Source organism: Pseudosulfitobacter sp. SM2401, assembly GCF_042932805.1.
Lineage (GTDB): Bacteria > Pseudomonadota > Alphaproteobacteria > Rhodobacterales > Rhodobacteraceae > Ascidiaceihabitans.
In genome coordinates, this window is the sequence record NZ_CP170633.1 from 2,045,898 (window position 1) to 2,071,145 (window position 25,248).

At 57.1% G+C, this 25,248-nt stretch carries 30 protein-coding genes; 14 read left to right on the forward strand and 16 right to left on the reverse strand.

The window, feature by feature from the left end:
- Nucleotides 1-360: 360 nt before the first annotated feature.
- Nucleotides 361-603 (forward strand): hypothetical protein, encoded by a 243-nt coding sequence (locus ACFIO0_RS10090; protein ID WP_390915208.1) that lies wholly within the window; start codon nucleotides 361-363, stop codon nucleotides 601-603.
- A gap of 73 nt (nucleotides 604-676) precedes the next feature.
- On the opposite strand, the gene ychF is transcribed toward ACFIO0_RS10090, so the two are convergent.
- Nucleotides 677-1,774: a redox-regulated ATPase YchF gene (gene ychF, locus ACFIO0_RS10095; protein ID WP_390915209.1), complete on the reverse strand. Its 1,098-nt coding sequence runs from the start codon at nucleotides 1,772-1,774 to the stop codon at nucleotides 677-679.
- 152 nt (nucleotides 1,775-1,926) lie between these two features.
- On the opposite strand from ychF, the gene trpA reads away from it, so the two are divergent.
- Nucleotides 1,927-2,718, forward strand: coding sequence for a tryptophan synthase subunit alpha (gene trpA, locus ACFIO0_RS10100; protein WP_390915210.1), 792 nt, complete (start codon nucleotides 1,927-1,929; stop codon nucleotides 2,716-2,718).
- On the opposite strand, the gene ACFIO0_RS10105 is transcribed toward trpA, so the two are convergent.
- The gene (locus tag ACFIO0_RS10105) at nucleotides 2,715-3,167 is read right to left on the reverse strand and encodes a MarR family transcriptional regulator (RefSeq protein ID WP_390915211.1); all 453 of its coding nucleotides are present in this window, start codon (nucleotides 3,165-3,167) and stop codon (nucleotides 2,715-2,717) included. The genes trpA and ACFIO0_RS10105 overlap by 4 nt on opposite strands.
- Nucleotides 3,160-4,305 (reverse strand): Acg family FMN-binding oxidoreductase, encoded by a 1,146-nt coding sequence (locus ACFIO0_RS10110; RefSeq protein ID WP_390915213.1) that lies wholly within the window; start codon nucleotides 4,303-4,305, stop codon nucleotides 3,160-3,162. The genes ACFIO0_RS10105 and ACFIO0_RS10110 overlap by 8 nt, the downstream gene beginning before the upstream one ends.
- 141 nt (nucleotides 4,306-4,446) lie before the next feature.
- On the opposite strand from ACFIO0_RS10110, the gene ACFIO0_RS10115 reads away from it, so the two are divergent.
- Together ACFIO0_RS10115 and ACFIO0_RS10120 are read left to right on the forward strand one after the other, a co-directional pair.
- Nucleotides 4,447-5,628 carry an L-lactate dehydrogenase gene (locus tag ACFIO0_RS10115; RefSeq protein ID WP_390915214.1) on the forward strand — a complete coding sequence of 394 codons (1,182 nt, stop codon included), beginning with the start codon at nucleotides 4,447-4,449 and terminating at the stop codon, nucleotides 5,626-5,628.
- Between the two features lie 23 nt (nucleotides 5,629-5,651).
- Nucleotides 5,652-6,263 carry a hypothetical protein gene (locus ACFIO0_RS10120; RefSeq protein ID WP_390915215.1) on the forward strand — a complete coding sequence of 204 codons (612 nt, stop codon included), beginning with the start codon at nucleotides 5,652-5,654 and terminating at the stop codon, nucleotides 6,261-6,263.
- Here the strand turns inward: ACFIO0_RS10120 and ACFIO0_RS10125 are convergent.
- Nucleotides 6,260-7,453: an MFS transporter gene (locus tag ACFIO0_RS10125; protein WP_390915216.1), complete on the reverse strand. Its 1,194-nt coding sequence runs from the start codon at nucleotides 7,451-7,453 to the stop codon at nucleotides 6,260-6,262. The two genes, ACFIO0_RS10120 and ACFIO0_RS10125, sit on opposite strands and share 4 nt — an antisense overlap.
- Nucleotides 7,454-7,605: 152 nt before the next feature.
- Between ACFIO0_RS10125 and ACFIO0_RS10130 the strand changes: the two genes are divergently transcribed.
- The 5 genes from ACFIO0_RS10130 (at nucleotide 7,606) to ACFIO0_RS10150 (ending at nucleotide 11,750) form a co-directional block, all read left to right on the forward strand.
- The gene (locus ACFIO0_RS10130; protein WP_390915217.1) at nucleotides 7,606-8,259 is read left to right on the forward strand and encodes a 50S ribosomal protein L25/general stress protein Ctc; all 654 of its coding nucleotides are present in this window, start codon (nucleotides 7,606-7,608) and stop codon (nucleotides 8,257-8,259) included.
- A 142-nt stretch (nucleotides 8,260-8,401) separates the two neighbouring features.
- Nucleotides 8,402-9,106 carry an aminoacyl-tRNA hydrolase gene (gene pth / locus ACFIO0_RS10135; protein ID WP_390915218.1) on the forward strand — a complete coding sequence of 235 codons (705 nt, stop codon included), beginning with the start codon at nucleotides 8,402-8,404 and terminating at the stop codon, nucleotides 9,104-9,106.
- Complete coding sequence (locus ACFIO0_RS10140; protein ID WP_390915219.1) at nucleotides 9,103-10,143, forward strand: DUF2332 family protein; 1,041 nt, start codon at nucleotides 9,103-9,105, stop codon at nucleotides 10,141-10,143. Before pth ends, ACFIO0_RS10140 begins: the two co-directional genes overlap by 4 nt.
- A 62-nt stretch (nucleotides 10,144-10,205) precedes the next feature.
- Complete coding sequence (locus ACFIO0_RS10145) at nucleotides 10,206-11,378, forward strand: serine hydrolase (protein ID WP_390915220.1); 1,173 nt, start codon at nucleotides 10,206-10,208, stop codon at nucleotides 11,376-11,378.
- A gap of 3 nt (nucleotides 11,379-11,381) precedes the next feature.
- A complete protein-coding gene (locus ACFIO0_RS10150) occupies nucleotides 11,382-11,750 on the forward strand; it encodes a DUF2237 family protein (RefSeq protein WP_390915221.1) in 369 nt (122 codons plus the stop codon).
- Nucleotides 11,751-11,795: 45 nt separating this feature from the next.
- Here ACFIO0_RS10150 and ACFIO0_RS10155 read toward each other — a convergent pair whose 3' ends face one another.
- The 6 genes from ACFIO0_RS10155 to ihfB all read right to left on the reverse strand — a co-directional run bounded on the left by ACFIO0_RS10155 (nucleotide 11,796) and on the right by ihfB (nucleotide 15,122).
- Complete coding sequence (locus ACFIO0_RS10155; RefSeq protein ID WP_390915222.1) at nucleotides 11,796-12,113, reverse strand: hypothetical protein; 318 nt, start codon at nucleotides 12,111-12,113, stop codon at nucleotides 11,796-11,798.
- A 74-nt stretch (nucleotides 12,114-12,187) separates the two neighbouring features.
- Nucleotides 12,188-13,417: a tryptophan synthase subunit beta gene (gene trpB / locus ACFIO0_RS10160; RefSeq protein ID WP_390915223.1), complete on the reverse strand. Its 1,230-nt coding sequence runs from the start codon at nucleotides 13,415-13,417 to the stop codon at nucleotides 12,188-12,190.
- A gap of 78 nt (nucleotides 13,418-13,495) precedes the next feature.
- A complete protein-coding gene (locus ACFIO0_RS10165) occupies nucleotides 13,496-13,831 on the reverse strand; it encodes a hypothetical protein (RefSeq protein ID WP_390915224.1) in 336 nt (111 codons plus the stop codon).
- Nucleotides 13,828-14,478, reverse strand: coding sequence for a phosphoribosylanthranilate isomerase (locus ACFIO0_RS10170; protein WP_390915225.1), 651 nt, complete (start codon nucleotides 14,476-14,478; stop codon nucleotides 13,828-13,830). Before ACFIO0_RS10170 ends, ACFIO0_RS10165 begins: the two co-directional genes overlap by 4 nt.
- Before the next feature lie 8 nt (nucleotides 14,479-14,486).
- A complete protein-coding gene (locus tag ACFIO0_RS10175) occupies nucleotides 14,487-14,837 on the reverse strand; it encodes a LapA family protein (RefSeq protein WP_390915226.1) in 351 nt (116 codons plus the stop codon).
- Entirely contained in the window at nucleotides 14,838-15,122 is a 285-nt protein-coding gene (gene ihfB / locus ACFIO0_RS10180; protein WP_390915227.1) for an integration host factor subunit beta, read from the reverse strand.
- 383 nt (nucleotides 15,123-15,505) lie between these two features.
- Between ihfB and ACFIO0_RS10185 the strand changes: the two genes are divergently transcribed.
- Nucleotides 15,506-16,555 carry a Hint domain-containing protein gene (locus ACFIO0_RS10185; protein ID WP_390915228.1) on the forward strand — a complete coding sequence of 350 codons (1,050 nt, stop codon included), beginning with the start codon at nucleotides 15,506-15,508 and terminating at the stop codon, nucleotides 16,553-16,555.
- A 92-nt stretch (nucleotides 16,556-16,647) separates the two neighbouring features.
- Here ACFIO0_RS10185 and rpsA read toward each other — a convergent pair whose 3' ends face one another.
- The gene (gene rpsA, locus ACFIO0_RS10190; RefSeq protein WP_390915229.1) at nucleotides 16,648-18,324 is read right to left on the reverse strand and encodes a 30S ribosomal protein S1; all 1,677 of its coding nucleotides are present in this window, start codon (nucleotides 18,322-18,324) and stop codon (nucleotides 16,648-16,650) included.
- A gap of 501 nt (nucleotides 18,325-18,825) precedes the next feature.
- Here rpsA and ACFIO0_RS10195 point away from each other — a divergent pair.
- Both ACFIO0_RS10195 and ACFIO0_RS10200 read left to right on the forward strand, forming a co-directional pair.
- A complete protein-coding gene (locus ACFIO0_RS10195; protein ID WP_390915230.1) occupies nucleotides 18,826-19,452 on the forward strand; it encodes a hypothetical protein in 627 nt (208 codons plus the stop codon).
- Nucleotides 19,453-19,936: 484 nt separating this feature from the next.
- The gene (locus ACFIO0_RS10200) at nucleotides 19,937-20,548 is read left to right on the forward strand and encodes a hypothetical protein (RefSeq protein ID WP_390915231.1); all 612 of its coding nucleotides are present in this window, start codon (nucleotides 19,937-19,939) and stop codon (nucleotides 20,546-20,548) included.
- Nucleotides 20,549-20,574: 26 nt separating this feature from the next.
- Here ACFIO0_RS10200 and ACFIO0_RS10205 read toward each other — a convergent pair whose 3' ends face one another.
- The 5 genes from ACFIO0_RS10205 to ACFIO0_RS10225 all read right to left on the reverse strand — a co-directional run bounded on the left by ACFIO0_RS10205 (nucleotide 20,575) and on the right by ACFIO0_RS10225 (nucleotide 24,432).
- A complete protein-coding gene (locus ACFIO0_RS10205; protein WP_390915232.1) occupies nucleotides 20,575-21,105 on the reverse strand; it encodes a hypothetical protein in 531 nt (176 codons plus the stop codon).
- A gap of 92 nt (nucleotides 21,106-21,197) precedes the next feature.
- Entirely contained in the window at nucleotides 21,198-21,809 is a 612-nt protein-coding gene (locus tag ACFIO0_RS10210) for a (d)CMP kinase (protein ID WP_390915233.1), read from the reverse strand.
- Nucleotides 21,806-22,297: a hypothetical protein gene (locus tag ACFIO0_RS10215; RefSeq protein ID WP_390915234.1), complete on the reverse strand. Its 492-nt coding sequence runs from the start codon at nucleotides 22,295-22,297 to the stop codon at nucleotides 21,806-21,808. The genes ACFIO0_RS10210 and ACFIO0_RS10215 overlap by 4 nt, the downstream gene beginning before the upstream one ends.
- Nucleotides 22,294-23,646, reverse strand: a complete 1,353-nt coding sequence (gene aroA / locus ACFIO0_RS10220) for a 3-phosphoshikimate 1-carboxyvinyltransferase (RefSeq protein ID WP_390915235.1) — start codon at nucleotides 23,644-23,646, stop codon at nucleotides 22,294-22,296. The genes ACFIO0_RS10215 and aroA overlap by 4 nt, the downstream gene beginning before the upstream one ends.
- A gap of 69 nt (nucleotides 23,647-23,715) precedes the next feature.
- Nucleotides 23,716-24,432, reverse strand: coding sequence for a tRNA (guanine(46)-N(7))-methyltransferase TrmB (locus tag ACFIO0_RS10225; RefSeq protein WP_390915236.1), 717 nt, complete (start codon nucleotides 24,430-24,432; stop codon nucleotides 23,716-23,718).
- Between the two features lie 106 nt (nucleotides 24,433-24,538).
- Between ACFIO0_RS10225 and ACFIO0_RS10230 the strand changes: the two genes are divergently transcribed.
- Entirely contained in the window at nucleotides 24,539-24,856 is a 318-nt protein-coding gene (locus tag ACFIO0_RS10230; RefSeq protein ID WP_390915237.1) for an antibiotic biosynthesis monooxygenase, read from the forward strand.
- Between the two features lie 12 nt (nucleotides 24,857-24,868).
- Complete coding sequence (locus ACFIO0_RS10235; protein WP_390915238.1) at nucleotides 24,869-25,240, forward strand: VOC family protein; 372 nt, start codon at nucleotides 24,869-24,871, stop codon at nucleotides 25,238-25,240.
- Nucleotides 25,241-25,248: the final 8 nt, after the last annotated feature.

Here is a 25,248-nt window from a genome sequence, read left to right on the forward strand (position 1 = left end):
TTCACGAATTTCCCGCGGTGCACACCACATGGTTTTGCAACATTCCTCACAATTGGCGCGAGACAGCGGCAAATCACCTTCGAAACCTTTGACATCAACGGCAATTTGGCAGGCTCACCACTCTGTGACAGGACAGTGGTTTTCGTGATCTTGGCCCGAGAATTGCGGGCATTTCGCCTTTTATCAAGCAGCACAAATGTAACAATCGAAATCGACGCGTGATCCATTTCACCACATCCCCCCCAGTACACAGGGCGGTGATCATACGTGTTTTGAAACCCCCGCAAAACATCCCCAATTTGAGTGGCAGAGGACAACAAGAGTGGCGCTTTTGCCGCTGACACCAAAAGGATCAAAACTATGAAACTGTTCATTACTTCCGCCGTTGCAGCCCTGATCGCAACATCCGCCTTTGCTGGCAATTCAGATCGTTATGACGACTTGCGGTTTGACACAGCTCAGTCTGCCCAACAGGTTGAACCCGCAACCGAACAAGCCGTCGCCGTTCTGACATCGCTCAGCTCACGCAGCAAAAACAGCACCTCGGGCACCTACGCCTACACAAACCCCTACGGCATCGGCCCAAACAACGACAGCCGCTAAACGCGTACAAAAACGCGCAGCCTCGTCATGGGGCTGCGCTTTTGCACGTCTTGGAATTGCGTTTAGGCGGTGCTTAGGTGTTGAACAAGAAATGCAGCACGTCGCCGTCTTTGACGATGTATGCCTTGCCTTCGGCCCGCATTTTGCCCGCTTCTTTGGATGGCGCTTCGCCGCCCAAAGTTACAAAATCATCGTAGGCGATGGTTTCGGCCCGGATGAACCCTTTTTCGAAATCACCGTGAATCACGCCGGCCGCTTTGGGCGCTGATGTGCCCGCAGGAATGGTCCAGGCGCGCGCCTCTTTGGGGCCAACGGTAAAGTACGTTTCCAAGTGCAGCAATTCGTAGCCCGCGCGGATCAAACGGTCCAGACCGGCCTCGTTCAGGCCCATTTCCTCAAGGAACATGATGGCTTCGTCAGGTTCCAACTGGCTGATTTCTTCTTCGATTTGCGCTGAAATCACGACAGCGCTGTTGCCTTGCGAGGCTGCCATTTCGGCGACCGCGGCAGAATGCGCATTGCCTTCAGCCGCTTCGGCCTCGCCGACATTGCACACGTACAAAACCGGCTTGGACGTCAGCAATTGCAGCATCTGCCACTGCTTTGCGTCATCCTCGTCGATGTCGAGAACGCGTGCGGGGCGCCCCTCTTCTAGCTCGGCCAGCGCCATTTTCATCAAGCGTTCCTGATCAACGGCCTCTTTGTCGCCGCCGCGCACTTTGCGCCCGACGTTTTGCAAACGCTTCTCAAGGGATTCGATGTCCGCCAGCATCAGCTCGGTCTCAATGGTTTCGGCGTCCGCGACCGGATCAACGCGCCCCTCTACGTGGACAACATCGCCGTCTTCAAAGCAGCGCAACACGTGGGCAATCGCGTCGACCTCGCGAATGTTGGCCAGAAACTGGTTGCCAAGGCCCTCGCCTTTGGACGCGCCCTTAACCAACCCTGCGATGTCCACAAAGGTCATGCGCGTCGGAATGATGGTTTTGGACGACGCAATCGCGGCCAGTTTATCAAGGCGCGCATCGGGCACGCCAACTTCGCCGACGTTGGGTTCAATCGTGCAGAACGGGAAATTCGCCGCCTGCGCCGCTGCGGTTTTGGTCAATGCGTTGAAAAGCGTGGATTTGCCCACGTTTGGCAAGCCAACGATACCCATTTTAAAGCCCATAGCGACGTCTCCCGACTATATCCATTTTGGCGCTTTTAGGGGGGGACGCGCGCACGTGCAAGGCACGCAAGGTTACCGCGTGCGCTATTGCGATTGATTTTCTGCCCCCAAATTGGCATTGCGGGACAACACGACCAAAAAGGGCCACCACCATGACACGTATCGACGCCAAATTTGCAGAACTAAAAGCCGCCAACAAGAAGGCGTTTGTATCCTACATTATGGCCGGTGATCCCGATTTTGCGACATCTTTAGAGATCGTCAAAGGGCTGCCGGACGCCGGCGTTGATATCATCGAACTTGGCTTGCCGTTCACGGACCCGATGGCCGACGGTGAAACGATCCAACTGGCCGGACAACGCGCGCTTGATGGCGGCATGACGTTGAACCGCACGCTGGAACTGGCCTCTGAATTTCGCAAAGGCGATGACACCACGCCAATCGTTTTGATGGGCTATTACAACCCGATCTACAGCCACGGCGTTGATAAGTTCCTAATTGACGCCAAGGCCGCTGGCATCGACGGGCTGATCGTGGTGGATTTGCCCCCCGAAGAAGACAGCGAATTGTGCATTCCGGCCCAAGCTGCGGGCCTGAATTTCATCCGTTTGGCGACCCCTACAACTGACGATGTACGCCTGCCAAAGGTGCTGCAAAACACCTCCGGTTTTGTCTATTACGTGTCGATCACCGGCATCACCGGTGCCGCCGAGGCCGAAGCCACCAACGTCGGACCCGAAGTTGCGCGCATCAAAGCGGCGACAGATATTCCGGTGATCGTAGGTTTCGGGATCAACACCCCGGAAAAATCACAAGCCATCGCCTCGATTTCGGATGGGGCCGTTGTCGGCTCTGCGATCGTCAGCAAAATCGCCAACGGTGACAGCGTCGCAGACGTGCTGGCCTTTGTGAAAACCCTGTCAGACGGCGCACACCGCGCCTAAGATTTGTCGCGGCTTGCATCCAGATGTTTGCGCAGGCCCGTCAACGCTGGCTGGATCGCGATTAGCGCCTCCATATCAATACCTTGCGCCAACTCGCTAAAGTCTTGCGCGAGGGCCGCAATCGTCTGATCCCGCGTCTCGCGCCCCTTTGGCGTTAACCAAACTTGCTTTGATCGCCCGTCATCAGGGTTGGATCGTGTTTCGACCATTCCGCGCTTTTCCAGCATCTTCAGCGTGTGCGTCATCGAAGTTTTCGGCACCTGAAACGCGCGCGCCAGTTTGATCGGCGTCGGCCCGTCGCCCACGCGGATCAAATGGTTCAACACCGAAAAATGCGGCGCGATCATCCCGTCCGGCAGCCGCGCCTCAAGCCGCGCGCGGCTCAGTTGTTCGATGATCCCGATCTCGTTAAAGATCTCAAACAGCGGGAAGGGATTGTTTTCAGGCATTTATTATTTTGCTCTCGATTGGCCAGCGCGGACTTTGGCCCGGCGTTTCAGCATAACCCAACCGTCCCAACATTTGCACGGTCCCGCCACCCGGGGCCAGCACTTCATGCGCTTTGGCGTATAGCGCGGCCATTTCCGGAAATTCTTGCAAGGCTTGGCTCATCGGTTGCACCCCTAGCCCAAGCGCCGAAGTCGCAAGGTTCAGACGCACCCAATCGCGCCCTGCCGTGATCTGATCCGCCCGCGAATTGCCAGCAGTCGTTAACCAAACATAACCCATGCCCGTGCGCGCCGTATCGCGCACCAGATCCAGCCCGGTTTTATAGCTAAACCCATCGCGATCCAACGCACCTTCGCGGCTGAATTGCCCGCTCAATCGCAGGGTTTCGAAAAACGGCCCCGTGAAATCCAGACCATCCGGGCTTGCGTCGACTTCGCGGTGGCCGATACGGAACAAATCGACGCTTTCTTTGTAGGTGCGCGGGGTTTCGAATTCGATTTCAAACGCCTGCACGGTCAATTCACGCAACGATTTTACGCGTGCGGCGTTCGTTGTGCCACCCACCTGCGATCCGCGCGCAACCGCACTTTGAACCGCCGCCAATGTGTCATCAGCGACTGGTTGGTCCACGTCGTAGGGGTCCTTCAATGACCGGCGATGTGGGATTTGGGCGAATAATTCGGGCTCTGCGATCCCTGCCCTTTGTTCAAAATACGCGACCGCGACGCGGCGATCATCCAAGCCACTCGCGTCCTCACCATCGGGAAACAGATCGAGGCGTACAGCGTAGCCGTCTTGGGCGGCGGCCAGCGTCAAAAGTTCCAGAAAACAGCCCAAACCGGCCACGACTTGGCGGCTGAACGGGTCGGTGTGCGGCAACAGACGGGTTTGATCAACGTATAGCGTGACCTGCCCATCGACCTGCAAATCCACCAACCACGGCTGGCGATTGTGCGGGTTCGGCGCAAGGATCGCATAGCTCAGCGCCTGCATCCGCGGCTCGGTATAATCACCGGCAGCGGCCCACGGGGCAAGTGCGGTTTTCGGCGTGCGGGTCACGGCATATCCACCCGCACCAGCAGCCAAAATGACGCCCCCACCGATCAAGGACAATGTTTTGCGTCGGGACAGTTTCATCGCGAATCTCCTTTGGTTCGATTTCGTACCATTTAGTATAATGCGATATCGCACTAAACAAGTGCAATTTCGAACTTAATTAAACATTGTGCTGATTTTCCCAAATTGGTAATTAAACCTAACCAATAACGGGGCTTCACCATGTCGATCTTTCCCAAACCGATCATCACCAACATCGCGGATCTAAAACGCATCCACGAGGCCCGTGTCCCGCGCATGTTTTACGACTACGCCGAATCCGGCAGCTGGACAGAACAGACATTCCGCGAAAACACGTCTGATTTTGATCAGATCCGCCTGCGCCAACGGGTCGCCGTCGACATGACGGGGCGTTCGACAGCCACGCAAATGATCGGGACGGATGTGGCGATGCCAGTTGCCCTTGCCCCTGTCGGGTTGACCGGCATGCAACACGCCGACGGCGAAATCAAAGCAGCGCGTGCGGCTGAAAAATTCGGTGTGCCCTACACGCTGTCGACCATGTCGATCAACTCGATCGAGGACGTAGCAGAGGCGACAACCGCCCCCTTCTGGTTCCAGCTTTATACAATGCGCGACACCGATTACACGTCGCGGCTGATCGAACGGGCGCGGGCGGCCAAGTGTTCGGCGCTGGTCATCACCCTTGATTTGCAAATTCTGGGGCAGCGGCACAAAGACATCAAAAACGGGCTCAGCGCCCCGCCCAAGTTAACCATGAAATCCATCGCGAACTTGGCCACCAAATGGTCGTGGGGCATCGAAATGCTCAGCGCGCAGCGGCGTGAATTCGGCAACATCGTCGGCCACGTGGACGGGATCAGCGACGCGTCATCCCTGGGCGCGTGGACGGCAGAACAGTTCGATCCGTCCTTGGATTGGGACAAAATCGCCAAGCTCAAGGAACAATGGGGCGGCAAGGTGATCCTTAAGGGAATCCTCGACGCCGAAGACGCCAAAATGGCCCTAAAAGTCGGTGCAGATGCGATCATCGTGTCCAACCACGGCGGGCGCCAGTTGGACGGCGCATTGTCGTCAATCCGCGCGCTGCCATCCATTCTAGAGGCGGTTGGCGACCAAATCGAAGTGCACATCGACGGCGGCATCCGGTCCGGCCAAGACGTGCTAAAAGCGATGGCGATGGGCGCAAAAGGCACCTACATCGGGCGCGCCTACATCTACGGTTTGGGCGCGATGGGCGAGGCTGGCGTGACCGAGGCACTGAACGTCATTCACCGCGAACTCGACACCACAATGGCGCTGTGCGGCGAAACCCAAGTCACTGATTTAGGACGGCAAAACCTGCTGATCCCACAGGATTTCGAAGGACGCTGGCAAGACTGAACAAAGCGATGTATCCCTAAGCCATGTTAGTGTTTTCAGACCAAAACCTTGTGTTTCTTGCGGTGCCAAAGACCGGCACAACGGCCGTGGAAATGGCGCTGAAACACAAGGCCGACATTATCCTGACCAAGGGGCGCAAGCACACGCCCGCCCTGCGCTATCGCAACAAAATCGCGCCGTTTTTGCACGACACATTCGCAATCGCACCGGACCCGATTGCGGTGATGCGTGATCCGATCGAACAAATTCGCAGCTGGTTTCGCTACCGCTCTGGCCCGCGCCAAGCAGGGACACCAAAGGGCACAGGCGGGTGCAGTTTTGACGATTTTGTGCTGGGTGTGATTGCCGACAAGCCGCCGGTTTTTGCAGGCATCGGCAGCCAGTATAATTTCCTGACAAGCGCCAAAGGCGAGGTGCTCGTCAAGCACCTGTTCGCCTACGAACGCCAGCCGGTGTTTCGCGGATTTCTGCACGAGGCCTTCGGAGAAGCGATTGTTTTCAAGCAGAAAAATGTATCTCCTCCGATGGACGCGCCGCTATCTCAAGCGGTCGAGGATCAGCTGCGCGCCGCCCGTGCGCCTGAATTCGCGCTCTATCAACGGATCCTTGATGCGGGTGGGCATTTGCAGCCCTAAACGCGCCTGCCGTGGCGTGTCAGCAGCGGCACCAGCGTGATCGCCACCACGATCAACAAGCCCGCGACGACGTAGAATGCGGCGCGCAATCCCAGCCCTTCGGACACGAAACCCATTAACGGTGGGCCGAGGAAATAGGCGCTGTAGCCGATGACAGATGCGCGGCTGATCGCGGCCATGCGCGCCTCTGCCGGCACCGAGCGACCGAGCAATGCGAGCGCCACAGGTGCCACAACCGAAATGCCCAAACCGCCCAACGCAAACCCCGCATAGGCCATCAGTATTGTCTGTGCCGAGGCCGCCAACGCGATCCCGCATCCCGACATCACCAAGGCCACCGCGATCAACACCCGATCCGCCACGTAGCGCGACACAATGTGCCCGCTAAGCCGCCCGATGCCCATGGTTAACCCCAACAACGCCGGGCCCAACGCCCCCTCGCCCGCACCGCCATTCAGCGTGCGTTCGATGTGCAAAGCCGACCAGCTTTCGCTCGCGGTTTCGGCCAGAAACGCCATCATGACGATGCCGCCGATCAGCCAGACAAACACGACGGAAACGGTGCCTTCGCTGCTGGTTTCGGGTTCAATCCCGGTGTCGGTATCGCGCCCGTACATCACACAACACAGCACCAGAACCGCGACGCCCAACACGCTGAACACCTGCGTCGGGGCCCAGCCTGCTTCGCGTGCAGCACCGGTTAACAACGCCGATCCCGCGTAGGCAAACGAATACAAACCGTGGTTCAGGTTCATCAAATTGCGTTTTGAGCGCGCCTCGATCCCGGCGATGCGGGCATTCACCAACACGTCGATGATTCCTGATCCGGCCGTGGCCATCATCAGCGCGATGATGAAAGTCACCAGATTGGACGACGCCCCGCCCCAAAAGAACCCGGCTCCGACCAAGGCCGCGCCCAAAGGCAACGAAAATGCACCCGCCAGACGGTCCGCCAGCGGGGCCAACCACATCGCCGCCAATGCCCCAAGGGCTGCCACCAGCAAAATGCCTCCGAACATGTCATCAGACGCGCCTAAATTTGCTTTGATCACAGGCATTTGTGCGAAAAAGCTGGCCCATGCCAGGCCAATGACAACAAAGCCAGCAAGCGGTTTGCGCGACAGGTAAAGATCGTGTTTAAGCCCCATAAACGAGCCGTGACAGAGGGCCGCGCAATTGCCAAGTGGCATTTGTGGCCGCCTATCGAAAGTTTGAGGCGCGAAACGCCTTTTCAAACCGCCATTTCCATTGTATGTGCGCGACTTCACGCGGGACGACAGCCTTGGAGGCGTCCTGATGACTTACACCGGACCTATGGTCCGAGAAAATATTGGAGAATACTATGGCTGGAGAGATTCCTGATCTCGAAGCTCTGGAACGGACGGGGACAGGCAAGGGCGCCGCTCGTCAGGCACGCCGTGATGGCATGGTTCCGGGCATTGTTTTTGGTGGCGACGTAGACCCGCTGCCGATCAACATCCCGTTCAACAAACTGCTGAAAATGCTGAAGGCTGGCCGCTTTAAGTCCACGCTGTTCAACATGAAAATCGAAGGCCAAGAAGACGTTCGCGTCATCTGCCGCGACGTTCAGCGCCACGTTGTAAAAGACTTGCCAACGCACGTCGATTTTATGCGCCTCAAGCGTACAACAAAAATCAACTTGTTCATTCCGGTTGAGTTCATCAACGAAGAAGAATGCCCCGGTATCAAACGCGGTGGTGTTTTGTCTGTTGTGCGTCCAGAAATCGAACTGATCGTAACGGCGGGTGACATTCCTGACACGCTGACCGTCGATTTGGCCGGTCTCGAAGTTGGCGACACCATCAACCTGTCAGCAATCACGCTGCCAGCCGGTGCAAAGCCAACAATCGACCGTGACTTTGTTGTCGGCAACATTGCCGCCCCATCCAGCTTGCGTTCCGATGACAACGACGATGATGACGGCGAAGAAGTTGCAGCAGACGCGGTTGAAGCAACAGCCCAAACCGAAGAATAAACGCGCAGCCAATTGGCGATGTGTTGAAAACGGGGTCCTTCACTGGGCCCCGTTTTTTTCTGCGCGCCCAACATGTGCCCCGCATGTGGTGGAGTGTCCCCAATTTCGCGTGTAAAAGGGCGACAGACAAAGGAGCACGCGCATGAAATTGATTGTTGGGCTTGGCAATCCCGGTGCCAAATACGCAGGGCATCGCCACAATATCGGATTTATGGCGCTGGACCGGATTGCGGCGGATCATGGCTTTGGCCCGTGGAAATCCAAACACAACGGGCTGGTCAGCGAGGGGCGTTTTGGTTCTGATCGCGCGGTGCTGTTGAAACCCGAAACCTTTATGAACAACTCTGGTCAATCGGTGAACGCCGCGATGCGGTTTTACAAACTCGCCCCCGGTGATGTGGTTGTTTTGCATGATGAAATCGATCTGGCACCCGGCAAAGTGAAACATAAAATCGGCGGCGGACACGCAGGCCACAACGGGTTGCGATCGATCCACGCGCACATCGGTGCCGACTACGGACGCGTGCGTTTGGGCGTCGGCCACCCCGGCCACAAAGACCGCGTGCCGGGTTTTGTGCTGCATGATTTTGCCAAAGCAGATCACGATTGGCTGGACGATGTGCTGCGCGGCTGCTCTGACGGGGCGCCGTTTTTGGCCGCAGGTGATCCTGCCAAATTCATGAACGCCGTGGGCATGCGCGTCTCGCCGCAGCGCGAAAGCACAGGCACCAAAGCAGGCAAACCAAAGCCGCAAGCACAGGCAAAAACGCCTGCCCCCGAACTCAAACTCGAACCTGAACCCGACACGCGCACAACGATGCAAAAATTGATGGAGCGTTTCAAATGAGCTTGATCGAAGCCTTCATTGATCAATCCGAAACCTGCACCCGCATGGGGTCCCCCCTGATGGGCCGGATCTTGGGGATTTTGGCGCAAGATTGGGACGTAAACACCGCCCTCGGCCAAGCCATGGCCGCCTACACCGGTGACGTTGGCCCTGTCGGTCATTCGCTGCCGTTGCGCATTGGTGCGGGCCTGCACGCGCTGGTTTTGACGCGGGCCTGCGCCGAATTGATCGCCGCCTACCCGCCCAACGACGTTGATGACGCGCCCCTGCGCGCCGCGATCAAAACAGCGCTTCGCGATCACGAACCCTTTCTGCTTGAGTGGACCAAAAGCCCGCCTCAAACCAACGAAGTGCGCCGCTCTGGCGCGCTGATTGCCGGTGCACATGTGGCCCTGTCGCATTTTGACAAGCCGCTGGTGATCTCGGAACTCGGGGCCAGTGGTGGATTAAATCTGATGTGGGACCAGTTCGCCTTGCGCATCGCCGGCACGGTGTTTGGACCTGCGAATGCAGCGTTAGAATTGACCCCCGATTGGGACGGCCCCCTGCCCCCGCATGCGACGGCGCAAGTGTTATCGCGCGCCGGTGTCGATCTGAACCCGCTTGATCCGACAAATGCCGACGACCTGTTGCGCCTCACGGCCTACCTGTGGGCGGATCAACCGCACCGTTTGGCGCTGACCACCGCTGCGGCCGCCGCGATGACCACCAAGGTCAAACAAGGTGACGCAATTGACTGGCTCGAAACACGCTTGGAAAACCCCACGCAGGGGCATTTGCACCTGATCCAGCACACGGTTGCGTGGCAGTATTTCCCGGCTGAGGCCCAAGCCCGTGGCACCAAATTGATCGAGGCCGCAGGGGTCAAAGCCACCTCTGATACCCCGCTTGCCTGGTTGTCGATGGAAACCGATGGCGACAAAACCGGAGCCGTCGGGGCCGCCCTGCGCCTGCGTCTGTGGCCCGGCGATATCGACCTGCACCTTGGGCGCGCCGATTTCCACGGCCGCTGGGTCAACTGGACCCATTCTATCTAACGCAAGGTTGCCTTTGCACTTTGCCCATCCCCATGCCTAACTGACGATCAAAGGAGACTTTCATGCGCAAGATTTTCAAATGGGTGGGCCGGGTTTTACTGGTTCTGGTATTGGCCGCCGTCGCCGTAGGCCTCTGGAAACGCGAAGAAATCACCCGCCTGCTTGCCGTGAATTCACTGTTTGATGCAGACAAGATCGTCTCGAACTTTTCCAACATGAACGCAGCCTTTTTGAACGTCGAATTGCCACGTGGCGACGGGCCGGTTTCGCCCCTGCCCAAAGGCGTGAACATGCAAATGCCCGCCGCCTATGACGCTTGGGTGACGGGGCGCGCGGTGACCTCGACGCTGGTCCTGAAAGACGGCGAAATCCTGCACGAGGCCTACTACCAAGGCACCTCGGAAAACGACCGGCGCATCAGCTGGTCTGTCGCCAAAAGTTACCTTTCGGCCCTGTTCGGCATCCTTGTGGACGAAGGCGCGATCGCCTCGCTTGACGATCCAGCAACCAAATACGCCCCTGCGTTAAAGGGTGGCGCATACGACGCATCCACCGTGCGCAACGTGTTGCAAATGTCCAGCGGCATCACCTTTGATGAGGACTATCTGGACTACGATTCGGACATCAACCGCATGGGCCGCGTGCTGGCGTTGGGCGGCAAAATGGACGATTTCGCGTCGGGTCTGACCGAAACTTACGCGCCTGCTGGGCAGGAATGGAACTACACCTCGATCGACACCCACGTCGTTGGCATGATCGCGCGCGGCGCAACGGGGCGGTCCATTCCTGACCTGATGACGGAAAAATTGATCTCGAAACTCGGGTTAGAACAGTCGCCCTACTACCTGACGGACGGCGTTGGCGTTGCGTTTGTTTTGGGCGGTTTGAACGTCACCACCCGTGACTATGCGCGGTTCGGGCAGATGATTTTGCAAGATGGCAATTACAACGGCCAGCAAATCGTGCCTGCCGCTTGGGTCGCCGAATCCACAACGCCAAGCGCTAAAACCGAGGCCGGGGAATTCGCCTACGGCTATCAATGGTGGGTGCCCGTGGGCGCGGTTGCTGGCGATGAATTCATGGGCCGCGGCATCTATGGGCAGTACGTTTACATCGACAAATCGGCAGGCGTCGTGATCGTCACAACCGGGGCCGACAAACAATTCCGCGATGACGGAGTGTCCGATCAACACATTGATATGTTTCGCCAAATCACCGCAGCAGCCAAAGGATAAATCATGGAACCCGATGACAGCATCAACGTGTTAGGCGGCCCATTGGCGATCTGCGGCACCGACCCCGTCACCGGATTTTTCCGCGACGGCCACTGCAATACATGCGCCGCAGACGCAGGCAGCCACACGGTCTGCGCGGTGATGACAGCCGAATTCCTCGCCCTGTCCAAATACCTCGGCAACGACCTGTCCACCCCTCAACCCGCCTACGGATTTGCAGGCCTCAAGGCAGGTGATCCGTGGTGCCTGTGCGCGGGCCGTTTTTTGCAGGCCCACGACGAAGGCGCCGCCCCAAGAGTGCATTTAGAAGCGACGCATAAACGCGCGCTTGAGATTGTGCCGTTGGAGGTTTTGCAGATCTATGGGGTCTGAAGAAAAAAATAAGTAAAAATCTCTATTTTCGAGGATACCCTCTTGTCAGCGAAACAGGTGTTCACGTCCATATTCGTCAGGATTATAAACAACACCGATGTTTGCTTCTTGATAATCAATCATTTTGAAAGAAAGGTTTTCGATCTCGGATAAATCCCCGAATTTGATGCGTAGCTTTGCAGCACCCAATCGAGCCACCGGAATGAGCCGCATGCAAAATCTTTTCAAACGGACTTCTTCACCAAGCTCCAAGTCGTCTTCCAAAAATGCTTTCTCTAGATGGGAAAAGTTCACACCCATTTCTGTCAATGAGGTTTTGAAAATTTTCGTTTCGACACCGATATTTTCGGCGACTCTGCTCAAAAATTTCGAGCTTGTTCGGTATTTCGCAAAAAATTTTAACACAGATTTTCCACACTAGATCCCAGAATTCTACCTCAGGCAAACTCACCCATCTCGAAATTCAGCGCCTTAGCCACGGTAAAGATATCCTTATCCCCGCGCCCACACATGTTCATGCAAATGATGTGATCGGCGGGCAATTCCGGCGCAATCTTCATCACGTGGGCCAGTGCGTGCGATGGTTCCAGCGCCGGAATGATGCCTTCAAGCGTGCAGCACAATTGGAACGCCTCAAGCGCCTCAACATCCGTGATCGACACATACTGCGCGCGGCCAATATCGTGTAACCACGAGTGTTCGGGGCCGATACCGGGGTAATCGAGACCAGCGGAAATCGAATACCCTTCGAGGATCTGACCGTCGTCATCTTGCAACAAATACGTGCGGTTGCCGTGCAGAACGCCGGGGCGCCCGCCGGTCAGGGATGCGCAATGCTCCATCTTGGCGTTCACGCCTTTGCCGCCAGCCTCGACCCCGATAATGTTGACCTCTTTGTCATCCAAAAACGGGAAAAACAGGCCCATCGCGTTTGATCCACCACCAATGGCAGCGATCAGCGTGTCAGGGAAACGGCCCTCGGCAAGCATCATCTGATCGCGAACTTCTTTGCCGATGATCGACTGGAAATCACGGACCATCGCCGGATACGGGTGTGGCCCCGCGACCGTGCCGATGCAATAAAACGTGTCGCGCACATTGGTTACCCAGTCGCGCAGCGCATCATTCATCGCGTCCTTCAGCGTGCCACGGCCCGAGGTGACGGGAATAACTTCGGCCCCCAGCAGGCGCATGCGGAATACGTTTGGCGCTTGGCGCTCAACATCATGCGCGCCCATGTAAACCACGCATTTCAAACCAAACTTTGCACAAACCGTCGCCGTCGCAACGCCGTGCTGGCCTGCGCCCGTTTCGGCAATAATGCGGGTTTTGCCCATGCGGCGTGCCAGAATGATCTGGCCCAGAACGTTGTTAATCTTGTGCGCGCCGGTGTGGTTCAGCTCGTCACGCTTCATGTAAATCTTGGCGCCGCCCAAGTGTTCGGTCAGGCGTTCGCAGTGATACAAAGGCGACGGGCGGCCCACATAGTTGGTCCACAGATCGTTCATCTCGGCCCAGAAACTGTCGTCGGTCTTGGCCTTTTCGTATTCGGCCTCGAGGCTCAGGATCAGCGGCATCAAGGTTTCAGAGACGAACCGTCCGCCAAAGTCGCCAAAGCGCCCCTGTTCGTCAGGTCCGGTCATGAATGAGTTGAATAGATCGTTCATTGCAGTGCTCCAAATCGCGTTACTGTGGATGTAGCGCAAGGGGCGTGACGGGTAAAGCGGGCTGATGTCGCGGGGGGCCTATAGATCGGGGCAAATCACTTTTGTCAGCGCGCCGTAGCATTGCATCGGATCGCCGCCGCCAAAGCTGACGGTGATGTTTGAATACAAAACCTTGTCTTCGATTTTGACCGAAACCAGCGATTTGGCAAAGCTGGCACAGGCGCTGCGCCCCAGTTTGCAGGCGTTGAAAATCAACTGGATCGTCGGGTCCTGACTGTCGCTGGTGTCCAGATTGTCGATCGAATTCAGCAACTGCGTTTCGATTTCGGCGTCGACGTCCGCGCGGCTGGGATTGGTCACGACCATGGCGACGGCCAAACCGGCAAGCAGCAGCAAAATAATCAAGAATTTCATGTGATTCCCTTTGCCGCATCCGTAAAGGCGCGGATCAATTTGGCGTCTTTGATCCCCGGCGCGCTTTCCACGCCAGAACTGACATCAACCTGCCGCGCCCCGGTCATTTTGACGGCTTGGCCGACGTTGTCAGGGGTCAGCCCCCCCGCCAGCATCCACGGTTTGGTCCAGTAGCGACCAGCGATCAGACGCCAGTCAAAGGCCAGACCATTGCCACCGGGCAAATCCGCGTTTTTAGGGGGCTTGGCATCGACCAAGATCTGATCGGCGACATTCATGTAGGCATCAAGGGCGGCCAGATCGCTGGCATCCGCCACGCCAACCGCCTTCATCACGGGCAAGCCATAGCGGGATTTGACCTCAGCGACGCGCTCGGGGGATTCGCTGCCGTGCAACTGCAACATGTCCAGCGGCACCTGCGCAGTTAACGCATCCAGAAACGCGTCATCCGCATTCACGACCAGCGCGACTTTGGCCAGGCCAATCGGGGCCAGCAACGCCAAAGCCGCGGCGGCGTCAAACGTCACATTGCGCGGGGATTTTGGGAAAAACACGAGGCCACAGTACGCAGCACCCGCGGCCACAACCGCGTCCACGTCCGCAGGCTGCGTCAGACCGCAGATTTTGACAGCGACATGTGCAGACATTGGTTGGCTCAGCTTGCCTTGTCCAGAATGGCCAACACGTCGTCGCCACCTGATGCGTCTGTGCCCTTCAGGCGGGCCACTTCGCGTTCCAGTTTACGCACGTTGCGCCCGGCTTTGTTCGCCTCAGCGCGTACGCCATGTTCGCGGAACCATTCCCAGACGAAACCAACCAAAAGACCGGCAACAAGACCGCCAAAGATGACGACAAACAGCGGCAGATTGATCGACGGGTTGACGGCAAACATGCCCGCCACTTCGTCCGGCAGCACCTTTAGGGTCACGATCGACCGATTTGCCAAAGCAACAGCAATCAGCGCAATCGCGAAGACCGCGATGCAAACATAGCGAATGTAGCGCATTCAGGCTTTCCCGTTCAGACGGTCACGCAGCAGCTTGCCGGTTTTGAAAAACGGCACGTGCTTTTCTTCGACGCTGACAGTTTCGCCAGTGCGCGGGTTGCGCCCCACACGGGCGTCACGCTGTTTGACAGAAAACGCACCGAAGCCACGCAGCTCGACCCGATCACCGCGCGCCATGGCCGCCGTCACCTCATCAAAGATGGTGTTCACAATACGCTCCACGTCGCGTTGATACAGATGTGGGTTCTCGTCAGCGATTTTCTGGATCAGTTCAGACCGGATCATAAGGTGTCCCCCCGGAGCATAAATTAAGTGTGTTCTTAAAAGAGTATAAGCAGCTTTCGCGTTTGCGTGAATAGAGCGATACGACAAAGGGCGGTTTTTTACGGGTTAAATCAGTGGTTTCCCGCCGATCCAAGTGTCATTTTTCGAATTCATCCGACATTGGGCTCGGATACCGTCACTGCACGCGCGTTGATTCGGCCCGCTTGGTTCGACAAAACAGCGTGAAAATCGGCCAAAATTCCGCCAACACATTCCGCCAACATATTGCGTCAACTTAGCGGCAAAAATTGTCCGCGCTGCACGCAGGCACCTTAGTTGGAACAAACTGGTGCCCAAGTTTTCGACGATCCGTAAATCTTAACTATTTGTGTGAAACCGCCGTTATGCCCATTCAAACTGTCTATACGCTTGGTGCCTCGCAGGTCACCGTGTCGAACGGCAGAAGCCTGTCGGGTCTCACCCAAGGGTCTGGTGTGCATCTTGCAAATCAGACGATCACGCTGAACTCGGCCAACTGGGAAGCCGTCGATATCGACGAAACCTCGGACGCCAATTTCACCGACAGTCAGGGTGCCACGCAGAAATTCGTCGGCGGGCAAACACTGGACGGCATAACCTATGCCACCACGCGCCCGGTCGAGGCCGAGTATTCCTTTGTCGTGTCTGACCCCTCGGGCAATCTTTATACTTTGGTCGCGTTTAACATCAACCAAACCGGCAGCTCGTCGCCCGCATACGGCACAGTCGAAGCGCTGGCATTTGTCGGTGGCGTCGCAGGGTTTCCGCCCATCGGTGTGCCGCTAAGCGTTGTTTCAACAGCAGAATCCCCGTCGATTCCCTATGCCGATCTGGCAACCCCCGCTTGCTTTACCGCAGGCTCGTTCATCGAGACCGATCTTGGCCCCGTCCGGATCGAAGACCTTGCCGAAGGCGATCTGGTGCACACCCAAGACCAAGGCTTGCAGCCGGTCTTGGGGATCAAACGTAGCTTTTTGGCAGCAGCGGCCGTGCGCACAGACCCTAAAATGCGCCCCGTTTTGGTCAAACGTGGTGCGCTTGGCCCCGACAGCCCCAACCGAGACATGTACCTGTCGCCCCAGCATCGGGTGTTGATCACTGGCTACAAAGCCGAGCTGTATTTTGGGTCGCCCGAAATTTTGGTGCCGATTTGCAAGCTGTTGAACGACAGCACAATCATCAGCTGCCATCAGCTGCGCGAAGTCACGTATTTTCACATCCTGCTCGATGCTCATGCAATCGTTTTTGTCGATGGCTGCGCCAGCGAAAGCTATTTTCTAAAAGGCGACGATGCGCAAACCTGCGCCACTGGCCGTGAAGTGCTCGAGATTTTTGCAGATCAGATCGACACAGGTTTTGCCGGTCACATCGCGGCGCGCCCCTGTTTCTCGGACAAACGCGTCGCGCTTTTGTGACCGCAGACACCGGCCCCCTACCACATCGCTAAACAAAAAAAGGCCCCGCAGTTTCCTGCGAGGCCCAAAATCGTTGACTGGGTAACCAGTGCTTATTCGTCGCCAGTTTTCAGAGCGGCACCAAGGATATCGCCCAAGGATGCGCCGGAGTCTGAGGAACCATACTGTTCGACTGCTTCTTTCTCTTCCGCGATTTCGCGGGCTTTGATCGAAACGCCCAAACGGCGGGTTTTGTTGTCGACGTTGGTGATGCGCACATCAACTTTGTCCCCAACCGAGAAACGCTCCGGGCGTTGCTCTGCACGGTCACGCGACAAATCGGAGCGACGGATGAAGGATTTCATGCCTTCATATTCGCACTCAATGCCGCCTTCTTCGATGGCTGTCACGGTTACAGTTACGATGGATCCGCGCTTAACGCCGCCCACTGCTTCTGCAAACTTGTCGCCGCCAAGACCCTTGATGGACAAGGAGATGCGTTCTTTTTCAACATCGACCTCAGAAACAACGGCCTGAACCATGTCGTTCTTGTGGTAGGATTGAATCGCGTCTTCGCCACGTTCGTCCCATGACAGGTCGGACAAGTGAACCATGCCGTCGATGTCGCCTGGCAGGCCAACAAACAAACCGAATTCGGTGATGTTTTTGACTTCGCCTTCGACTTCGGTGCCTTCTGGGTGGGTTTCTGCAAACACTTCCCATGGGTTGCGCATTGTCTGCTTCAGACCCAAAGACACGCGACGCTTGGTGCCGTCGATTTCCAGAACCATAACTTCGACTTCTTGAGACGTAGATACGATTTTGCCCGGGTGTACGTTTTTCTTGGTCCAAGACATTTCGGACACGTGCACAAGACCTTCAACGCCGGCTTCCAGCTCAACAAATGCGCCGTAATCGGTGATGTTGGTCACGCGACCAGTGTGCGATGATTCCAGTGGGTATTTCGCAGCAACCAGATCCCACGGATCCTCTTGCAACTGCTTCATGCCCAAGGAAATACGGTGGGTTTCTTTGTTGATCTTGATCACTTGGACCTTGATCGTTTCACCGATTGTCAGGATTTCTGATGGGTGGTTTACACGGCGCCATGCCATGTCCGTGACGTGCAACAAGCCGTCAACGCCGCCCAGATCAACAAACGCACCGTATTCGGTGATGTTCTTGACCACACCATCGACGTTCTGACCTTCGATCAGGTTGCCGATGACTTCTGCGCGCTGCTCGGCACGTGATTCTTCGAGGATTGCGCGGCGCGAAACAACGATGTTGCCACGACGACGGTCCATTTTCAGAATTTGGAACGGCTGCTTCAGACCCATCAATGGGCCGGCGTCACGTACTGGACGTACGTCAACTTGGGAACCCGGAAGGAACGCAACCGCGCCGCCCAGATCAACCGTAAAGCCACCTTTGACGCGGCCAAAGATCGCGCCTTCGACGCGTGCTTCACCGGCGTAGGCTGTTTCCAGACGATCCCATGCTTCTTCACGACGCGCCATCTCACGAGAGATAACCGCTTCGCCGCGAGAGTTTTCGACCTGGCGCAAGAACACTTCAACTACATCGCCAGCAGCGATTTTTGGTGCTTCGCCCGGGTCTGCGAATTCTTTGATGTCGACGCGGCCTTCCATCTTATAGCCTACGTCGATGATGGCTTGGCCCGCTTCGATCGCGATAACCTTACCTTTAACAACGGACCCCTCTTCGGGTGTGTCCATTTCGAAGCTTTCGTTCAAGAGTGCTTCAAACTCGTCCATCAGATTTGCCATGTGGCGCTTTTTTCCTAATCTAGACTTTGTTTCTGGCCGTGCGGTTGTCTCCGCCGGTCTTTGGTTTCGGTGTTAGCAAACGAGGCACCAGAAGATTCCGGATGACCCTGAAAACAGACGAAGGGCCACGGATATTCCCGAAGCCCTGTTCATCGTCTGCGATCTAGGATGCCGCATTTACGTGCGCGGTATAGAACAGCGCCCCGCCCATGACAAGCACAATTGGCCCTGCCGGATACAGTCACAGATGCCGCAATTTCAGATCAGACCTGCGGGCAAGACACCGGATGCGCGTCAGGCGGAACAGCCGCAATTGCCTGAAAATACAGCAGCAAACGCGCGTGATGCCCGAAAACAAGCAAACAGACTTGACAACTTTGGCCAGTCATAGTCATTTTGACTAACAAAATCTGGAACCGCATAGATTCGTCACATTTAACATAGGCTAATCTATGTATACTAAAGCTACGCAAAGTCATTCTGACTTTTAGGGGAAGCGTAATGGACGACTTTAATTTTCGAAACGACGAACAATTCTATCACCCCGACGAGGGAAACTCCGAGGAAATGAACGCCAGACCGGTTAAGGTGAACACCTTTTCCGGACATGCGATGCCGTGGCTGCGCAAACCCGACCCTGTAGCACCGACACCCGCGCTGGGTAGCATCACGGACCAGCTGTTCGAAGCCTACGACGCGCGCATCCGGAACCGGGATGGGGCCTTGTGGTCTAGACACGTGTTCGTCTTGTGCCGCGACAATGCACCGATCGAACGTCACATCCGCGCCATGTCTGAAAACCTGTGCTCCATCACCATTTGCGGTCTGGTCGAATCCGCGCTGCGCTACGTGCGTGGTTGCGACGGCTCCAGGACCCTGTTTGTCATGGACATCGACATGATCAAAGACATCGGGCAAACGGTGCCGCTTTTGTTGGCGCTCAGGTTGATCAATCCCGAACTGGCAACGCTGATCCTGTCGCGTAAATTCCATCACACCGACCTCACACGGGACCGGACGCTGATCACCGACGGCTCCTTGAAACTGCCCGCATCCGAACACCAGGTGGCAGCGGCCCTGAATGCCACAGCCGCAAATGCAGAAGAACGCGTCGAGAGCGAAATGTGAAGCCCTAATTAGCCAAAACGACTACTTGACGTAAGGTATATCGCTTAATAAGCAAGAAACCGCTGTCAAATTGATTGCGCCTTGTATAACCCAGAGGTCTAACAACTAGTATGGGTTTAGGATTGGGTGTGAATTTCAAGGTACTTGGTCAAATCGCACAGCTGCGTGCGTTGCTGGAAGAAATGGAAAGGGAATTCGGGCTACGAGAACTGTCTCGCAACGAGCGCGACATTATTCTGGCTTTTTGTCGGTGCGCAAAGGATGGCGCTGATGGTGAGGGTGTCTGTTCGACTGAAACAGTGCGCGCACAACCCATCATAAACGAGATTTCCCAACCGACCTTCCACAGAACGCTAAAGCAATTGGTGAAACGCGGACTGATTGAACGATGCCAAGGACTGCCAATGGGACTATACCGTCTCACTAATTTGGTACCAGACAACATGTAGATTTCTGGTCGCCACCAACTAACGAGATAGATTGCGTGACACAGAAATCCTCCAAAACAGACAATGTTGTCCAAGAGCTTGCGGCAAAAATCACCTTGCACAGCGGGGTGGTCATTTTGGCCTACACGCTCACTTGGTGGGTGATTATCCCAATCCAAAGCCATTTTCTGGCCTCCATGGCGACCATTGCCACCGTGATGTATCTGCCGTTCGGGGTCAAATTGATCTCGGCGTTCTTTGAGGGGTGGCGGTCTATCGTCTTTATGGGTCCCGGTGTGGTCATGGCGAATGTGATCTTTATCCAGCTGCCGTTTTCATCAGTGCTGACCTACATCGCGCTGTTTGTCAGCTATGCCACTGCACCGGCGATCTTTTTCGTTCTCGATTGGGCCGCCCGCGATGACCGGCGCGAACTGTGCGCGGCGCGTGCATGGCGCACCTTGATACTGGCCGGCGGGATATCATCGATTTTGATACCGGTGCTGATCCACGTGATTTACCACGATGTGATCCCACAGGATGAATTCATCCTGAGCCTGTTCCGGTTCATGGTTGGCGACATGACCGGTCTGCTGACCGTGCTCGCAATATTGGCACTGACGTTCCGGATTTTGCGCATCAAAGCATCCAGCCCCAGCCTGCCGTAAACGACCAGGATGGCGCTGGAACGCGGCTACAAATCCTGGCCTTTTTTCTGCAGCTTCTCGAACAAATCCTGATAAATCCCGTTGCTGTCGCCGCCACCAAACACCTCGGCGCCGCCAGAATAGGTCTGCCCGTAGGTCCGCGCGAGGTTCACAGTCTGGATCAACGCCGAGATCAGCTGATCCTTTTCCAGCGGCGACAGCGGGTGAATATACGTTCCCCACAACCGCCCCCGCGCCACTGCGTATCTGGCATCAAGTGCGGTATCAAAATTCGCCTGCATCAGGCGCGCCAGTTCCTCGGATGTTAGCCCATCGGCGGACCGGATCGGCACCATCGCCCGCATCCGGTTTGCACGCGGATCAGCAATGACGATGACGGGAATGTCTTCGATTGTCAGCTCAATCGCGTTGCCTGCCAGCTCGGCCTCAGGGTCGATCACCAGAATGATGTCGGCCAACCGCTGCAACGTCATCGGCGGTTCTGAAACAGGTGCGTCTTGTGCCAGCGCGACGCTCGCAGAAAACAAAAAGGCAAAGAGAGGCAGATGAATTCGCATGAACGTGACCTTTCACAAATTGATTAAGGTCAGGCTAAGCGCAAGCCACGTTACAAGCGATGCAAACTTTGGTGATGGGGGCGTGTTGCAGGTCAGCGGCGCGCGTCAATCACCGCAATCGCCTGCGCGACAGCTTGGTCAATCGCCAGATCGGACGTGTCCAGAATATGCGCATCATCCGCAGGTTTTAGCGGGGCCTCGGCGCGGTCCATATCGCGGGCATCACGGGCGCGCACGTCCTCGATCACTTGCGCCAGATCAGCGGTTTCGCCGCGCCCGATCAGTTCGTCGTAACGCCGCTTGGCGCGGACTTCGGCGCTGGCGGTCACGAACAATTTCACCTCGGCTTGCGGGCAAATCACGGTACCGATGTCACGCCCGTCCAGAACCGCACCGCCAGAACGACGCGCAAACGCGCGCTGGAAATCCAGCAATGCCGCACGGACCTCGGCGATCACGGCAACCTTGCTGGCGGCTTGGGCGACGGCCGCCGTGCGCAACCCGTCGATTTCCAAATCCTCGGCCGTCAAAGACCGCGCAACCTCAATCGCCTCGGCCCCTTGCAAAACCTGTGCGCCAACAACGCGGTACAACAGGCCGGTGTCCAAATGCGCACACTGAAAATGCGCGGCAACAGCTTTGGAGATCGTGCCCTTGCCCGCCGCCGCCGGCCCGTCGATTGCAATCGTAAACGGTTCGCTCATGTCGCCACCCTCGCCTTGCGCCACGCCAAAATCGTAACGCCGATGGATGCCAGCAAAAAGGCCCATTTCGCCACTGTCATCTGGCTGGCTTTGGTGACCAGATGCATGTCCAAGCCCTTTAGCCCGTCTGTCAAAATCTGGGCAACCAGCGCATTTTCGTACCAATCAAACCCCAGATAAAACAACGGCAACAGCGCTGCGACCCGCAAAATCGGCGCGGAATGCAGCCAGATCATACCTGCCAAACCCAGCGCCATCACCAACGGCACCACCGTGTCGAGCGTGCGAAACGGGCCGAGGTAAAACGCGCGGTCTTGTGGCGATATTTGCTGTAGATACAGGTAGACGTCCTGCACGGTGTAGCCACCGATGCGGCCATCCAGCAGCCCCTCGCCCACGCCAAGCCGTTGTTCGGACAGCACAATCAGGACAATAAACCCCAAAACACCAAGGGTCATTAGAACCGCAAGGACGTGTTTGGCCGTCACGCCGGATCGCGCGTCACCTGCGCGCCCAAATCAGCCATCAGCCCCTCAAAAATCGGGAAGGACGTGGCAATCGGGCCACCATCATCCAAGCGTACGGGCGCGTTTGTTGCCATGCCCAAAACCATGAACGACATCGCGATGCGGTGATCCAAATGGCTGACGCACAGCGCGCCGCCCGGAACATTGCCGTGGCCCAAACCGGTGACTGTCCACCAGTCTTCGCCGTCTTTGACCGTAATGCCGTTGTCGCGCAGGCCCGTGGCCATCGCGTCGATCCGATCGCTTTCCTTGACGCGCAATTCGCGCACGCCGGGCATGTGCGTGTCGCCTTTGGCAAAGGCCGCAACGACCGACAGCATCGGGTATTCGTCAATCATCGAGGCCGCGCGCTCCGGCGGCACCGTGATCCCGACCATGTCCGGTGAAAACCGCGCGCGCAGGTCGGCCACAGGCTCGCCGCCCTCGACCCGTTCATTTTCGTACGTCAAATCCGCGCCCATATCGCGCAGCGTGGTGTAAAGGCCAGCGCGCGTCGGGTTCAGCCCGATGCCAGGCACCAAAACGTCCGAGCCCGGCACGATCAGCGCGGCACAGACAGGAAACGCGGCACTCGATGGGTCACGCGGCACGTCGATGGTTTGAGCGGTCAATTCCGGCTGCCCGGTCAGGGTGATCACACGGCCCGCGTCTGCGATCTCCGTGGTGATTTCCGCGCCAAAGCCCGCCAACATCCGTTCGGTGTGATCGCGGGTGGCTTCGGCTTCGATCACGATGGTTTTGCCCGGCGCGTTGAGGCCCGCAAGCAGCACCGCTGATTTCACTTGGGCCGACGGCACCGGCACGACGTAGTTGACCGGCACGGGTTGGGACGCGCCCACCAAAGTCATCGGCAAACGGCCCCCTTCGCGGCCAACGGCCTCGCAGCCAAACAGCGACAAGGGGTCAGTGACGCGCGCCATGGGGCGGCCATTCAGGCTGGCGTCACCGGTGAAGGTCGCGGTGATCGGCGATGTCGCCATAGCCCCCATGATCAGGCGCACGCCGGTGCCCGAATTGCCGCAATCGATGACCTGGTCAGGTTCCGCAAAGCCGCCAACGCCGACCCCGTGCACCGACCAATTGCCGCCGCCGTGATCCGTCACTTCGGCCCCGAACGCGCGCATGGCTTTGGCGGTGTCCAGCACGTCTTGGCCCTCGAGCAATCCGCTGATCTTGGTTTCCCCGATGCTGAGCGCGCCCAAAATCAACGAGCGATGCGAGATCGATTTGTCGCCGGGCACTTCGGCCCGCCCCGTCAAAGGGCCACAGGCCGTGGAGGTCATGGGGATCGGTGCGCCGTGGCTGGACATGTGCGGTCTCGTCTTTGCTAAAATGTTAGCGCCAGACCTACCCTGCACAGGTTTCTTGGTCCAGCCTAATTAGGTCCGGATGAACGTCATGTAATGCGGCGTGCGGTCTTCGCGCAGGGCCTTTTGCTCGTAGCGCGTGCTGATCCAGTCATCCCACGGCGTGCGCCAATCGTCTGGGCGCTCGGCGGTCCAGGTGAAATCGAACTGCGGCACTTGTTCCATCGTTTGACGCACGTAGTCGGGAATGTCGGTGGCGACGCGAAACTCTGATCCCGGTTTCAGAACACGGGCCAGTGGCGCGAGGTGTTCTGGCGTCACAAAGCGGCGACGGTGGTGGCGCGATTTCGGCCAGGGATCAGGGTACAGCAAGAACGCCTTGTCGATCGACGCCTCTGGCAACACATCAAACATATCGCGCACGTCACCGGGGTAGACAGCGAGGTTTTCAACGCCAGCCTTGCGGATTTTACCCAGCAGCATGGCAACGCCGTTGATGTAGGGTTCGCAGCCGATGATGCCCACATCGGGGTTGCTGGCGCATTGATGAACCAGATGTTCACCACCGCCAAACCCGATTTCCAGCCACACCGGCTTGCCGCCAAACAGACCCGTCAAATCCAGATCCGTGCGATCGGGGTTTGCATCCCAATCGACCAATCCGGGCGACAACGCGTCCAGGTCTTCGGCCAGATAACCTTCTTGGCTGGGCTTTAGATGCTTGCCCTTCAGGCGGCCATAAAAATTACGGTGCGGGCGGTTTGGGTGCTGATCTCTGTCATGTGTCATGGGCGCGGTTTAGCCAGCACGTGACGTCATGGCAAGATCACGCGACTTTTTCTGGTCAACCAAGTGTGATTGGTTACGCTGCCCCCAAACACAAAAGGAAAACAACATGTCAGATATGGTTCACGTCATCGCCGTCATCACCACAAACGCCGGCCAACGCGCCGAGGTGCTCGCGCTGTTCAACGCCAATGTTCCCGCCGTTCTGGCCGAGGACGGCTGCATCGAATACGGCGCTGCGACAGACACCCCCGACGCCGGCCCCTTCCAAACAAATTACGGTGAGGACACCTTTGTGGTCATTGAAAAATGGGCCAGCATGGGCGCATTGATGGCGCACGCAGCCGCCCCGCACATGAAATCATACGGCGCTGCAACCAAAGACATGCTGGCAGATCGCAAAATCCACATCCTGTCCTCAACCTAAAGGAACGACCCAATGATCGGTTACACCACACTCGGCGTCAAAGACCTCGAAGCGTCCAAAGCATTCTACGCGGAATTGTTCGCAGATCAGGGCGGCAAAGTTGCCATCGACGCAGGGCGCATCGCCTTTATCGGCTGCAATCGCGGCGAACCAATGCTGGCCCTGTGCACCCCCTACGACGGCGAAGCGGCATCAGCAGGCAACGGCACCATGGTCGCGTTCAGCTCTGCCTCAAAAGAAGCCGTCGACGCGAGCTATGCCAAAGCGATCGCGCTTGGGGCCACCTGCGACGGCGCACCGGGTCAACGGATCGAAGATCGCTTTTATGGCGCATACGTGCGTGATGCAGACAACAACAAGTTGTGCTTTTTCGTTTTCGGTTAAACCGACCG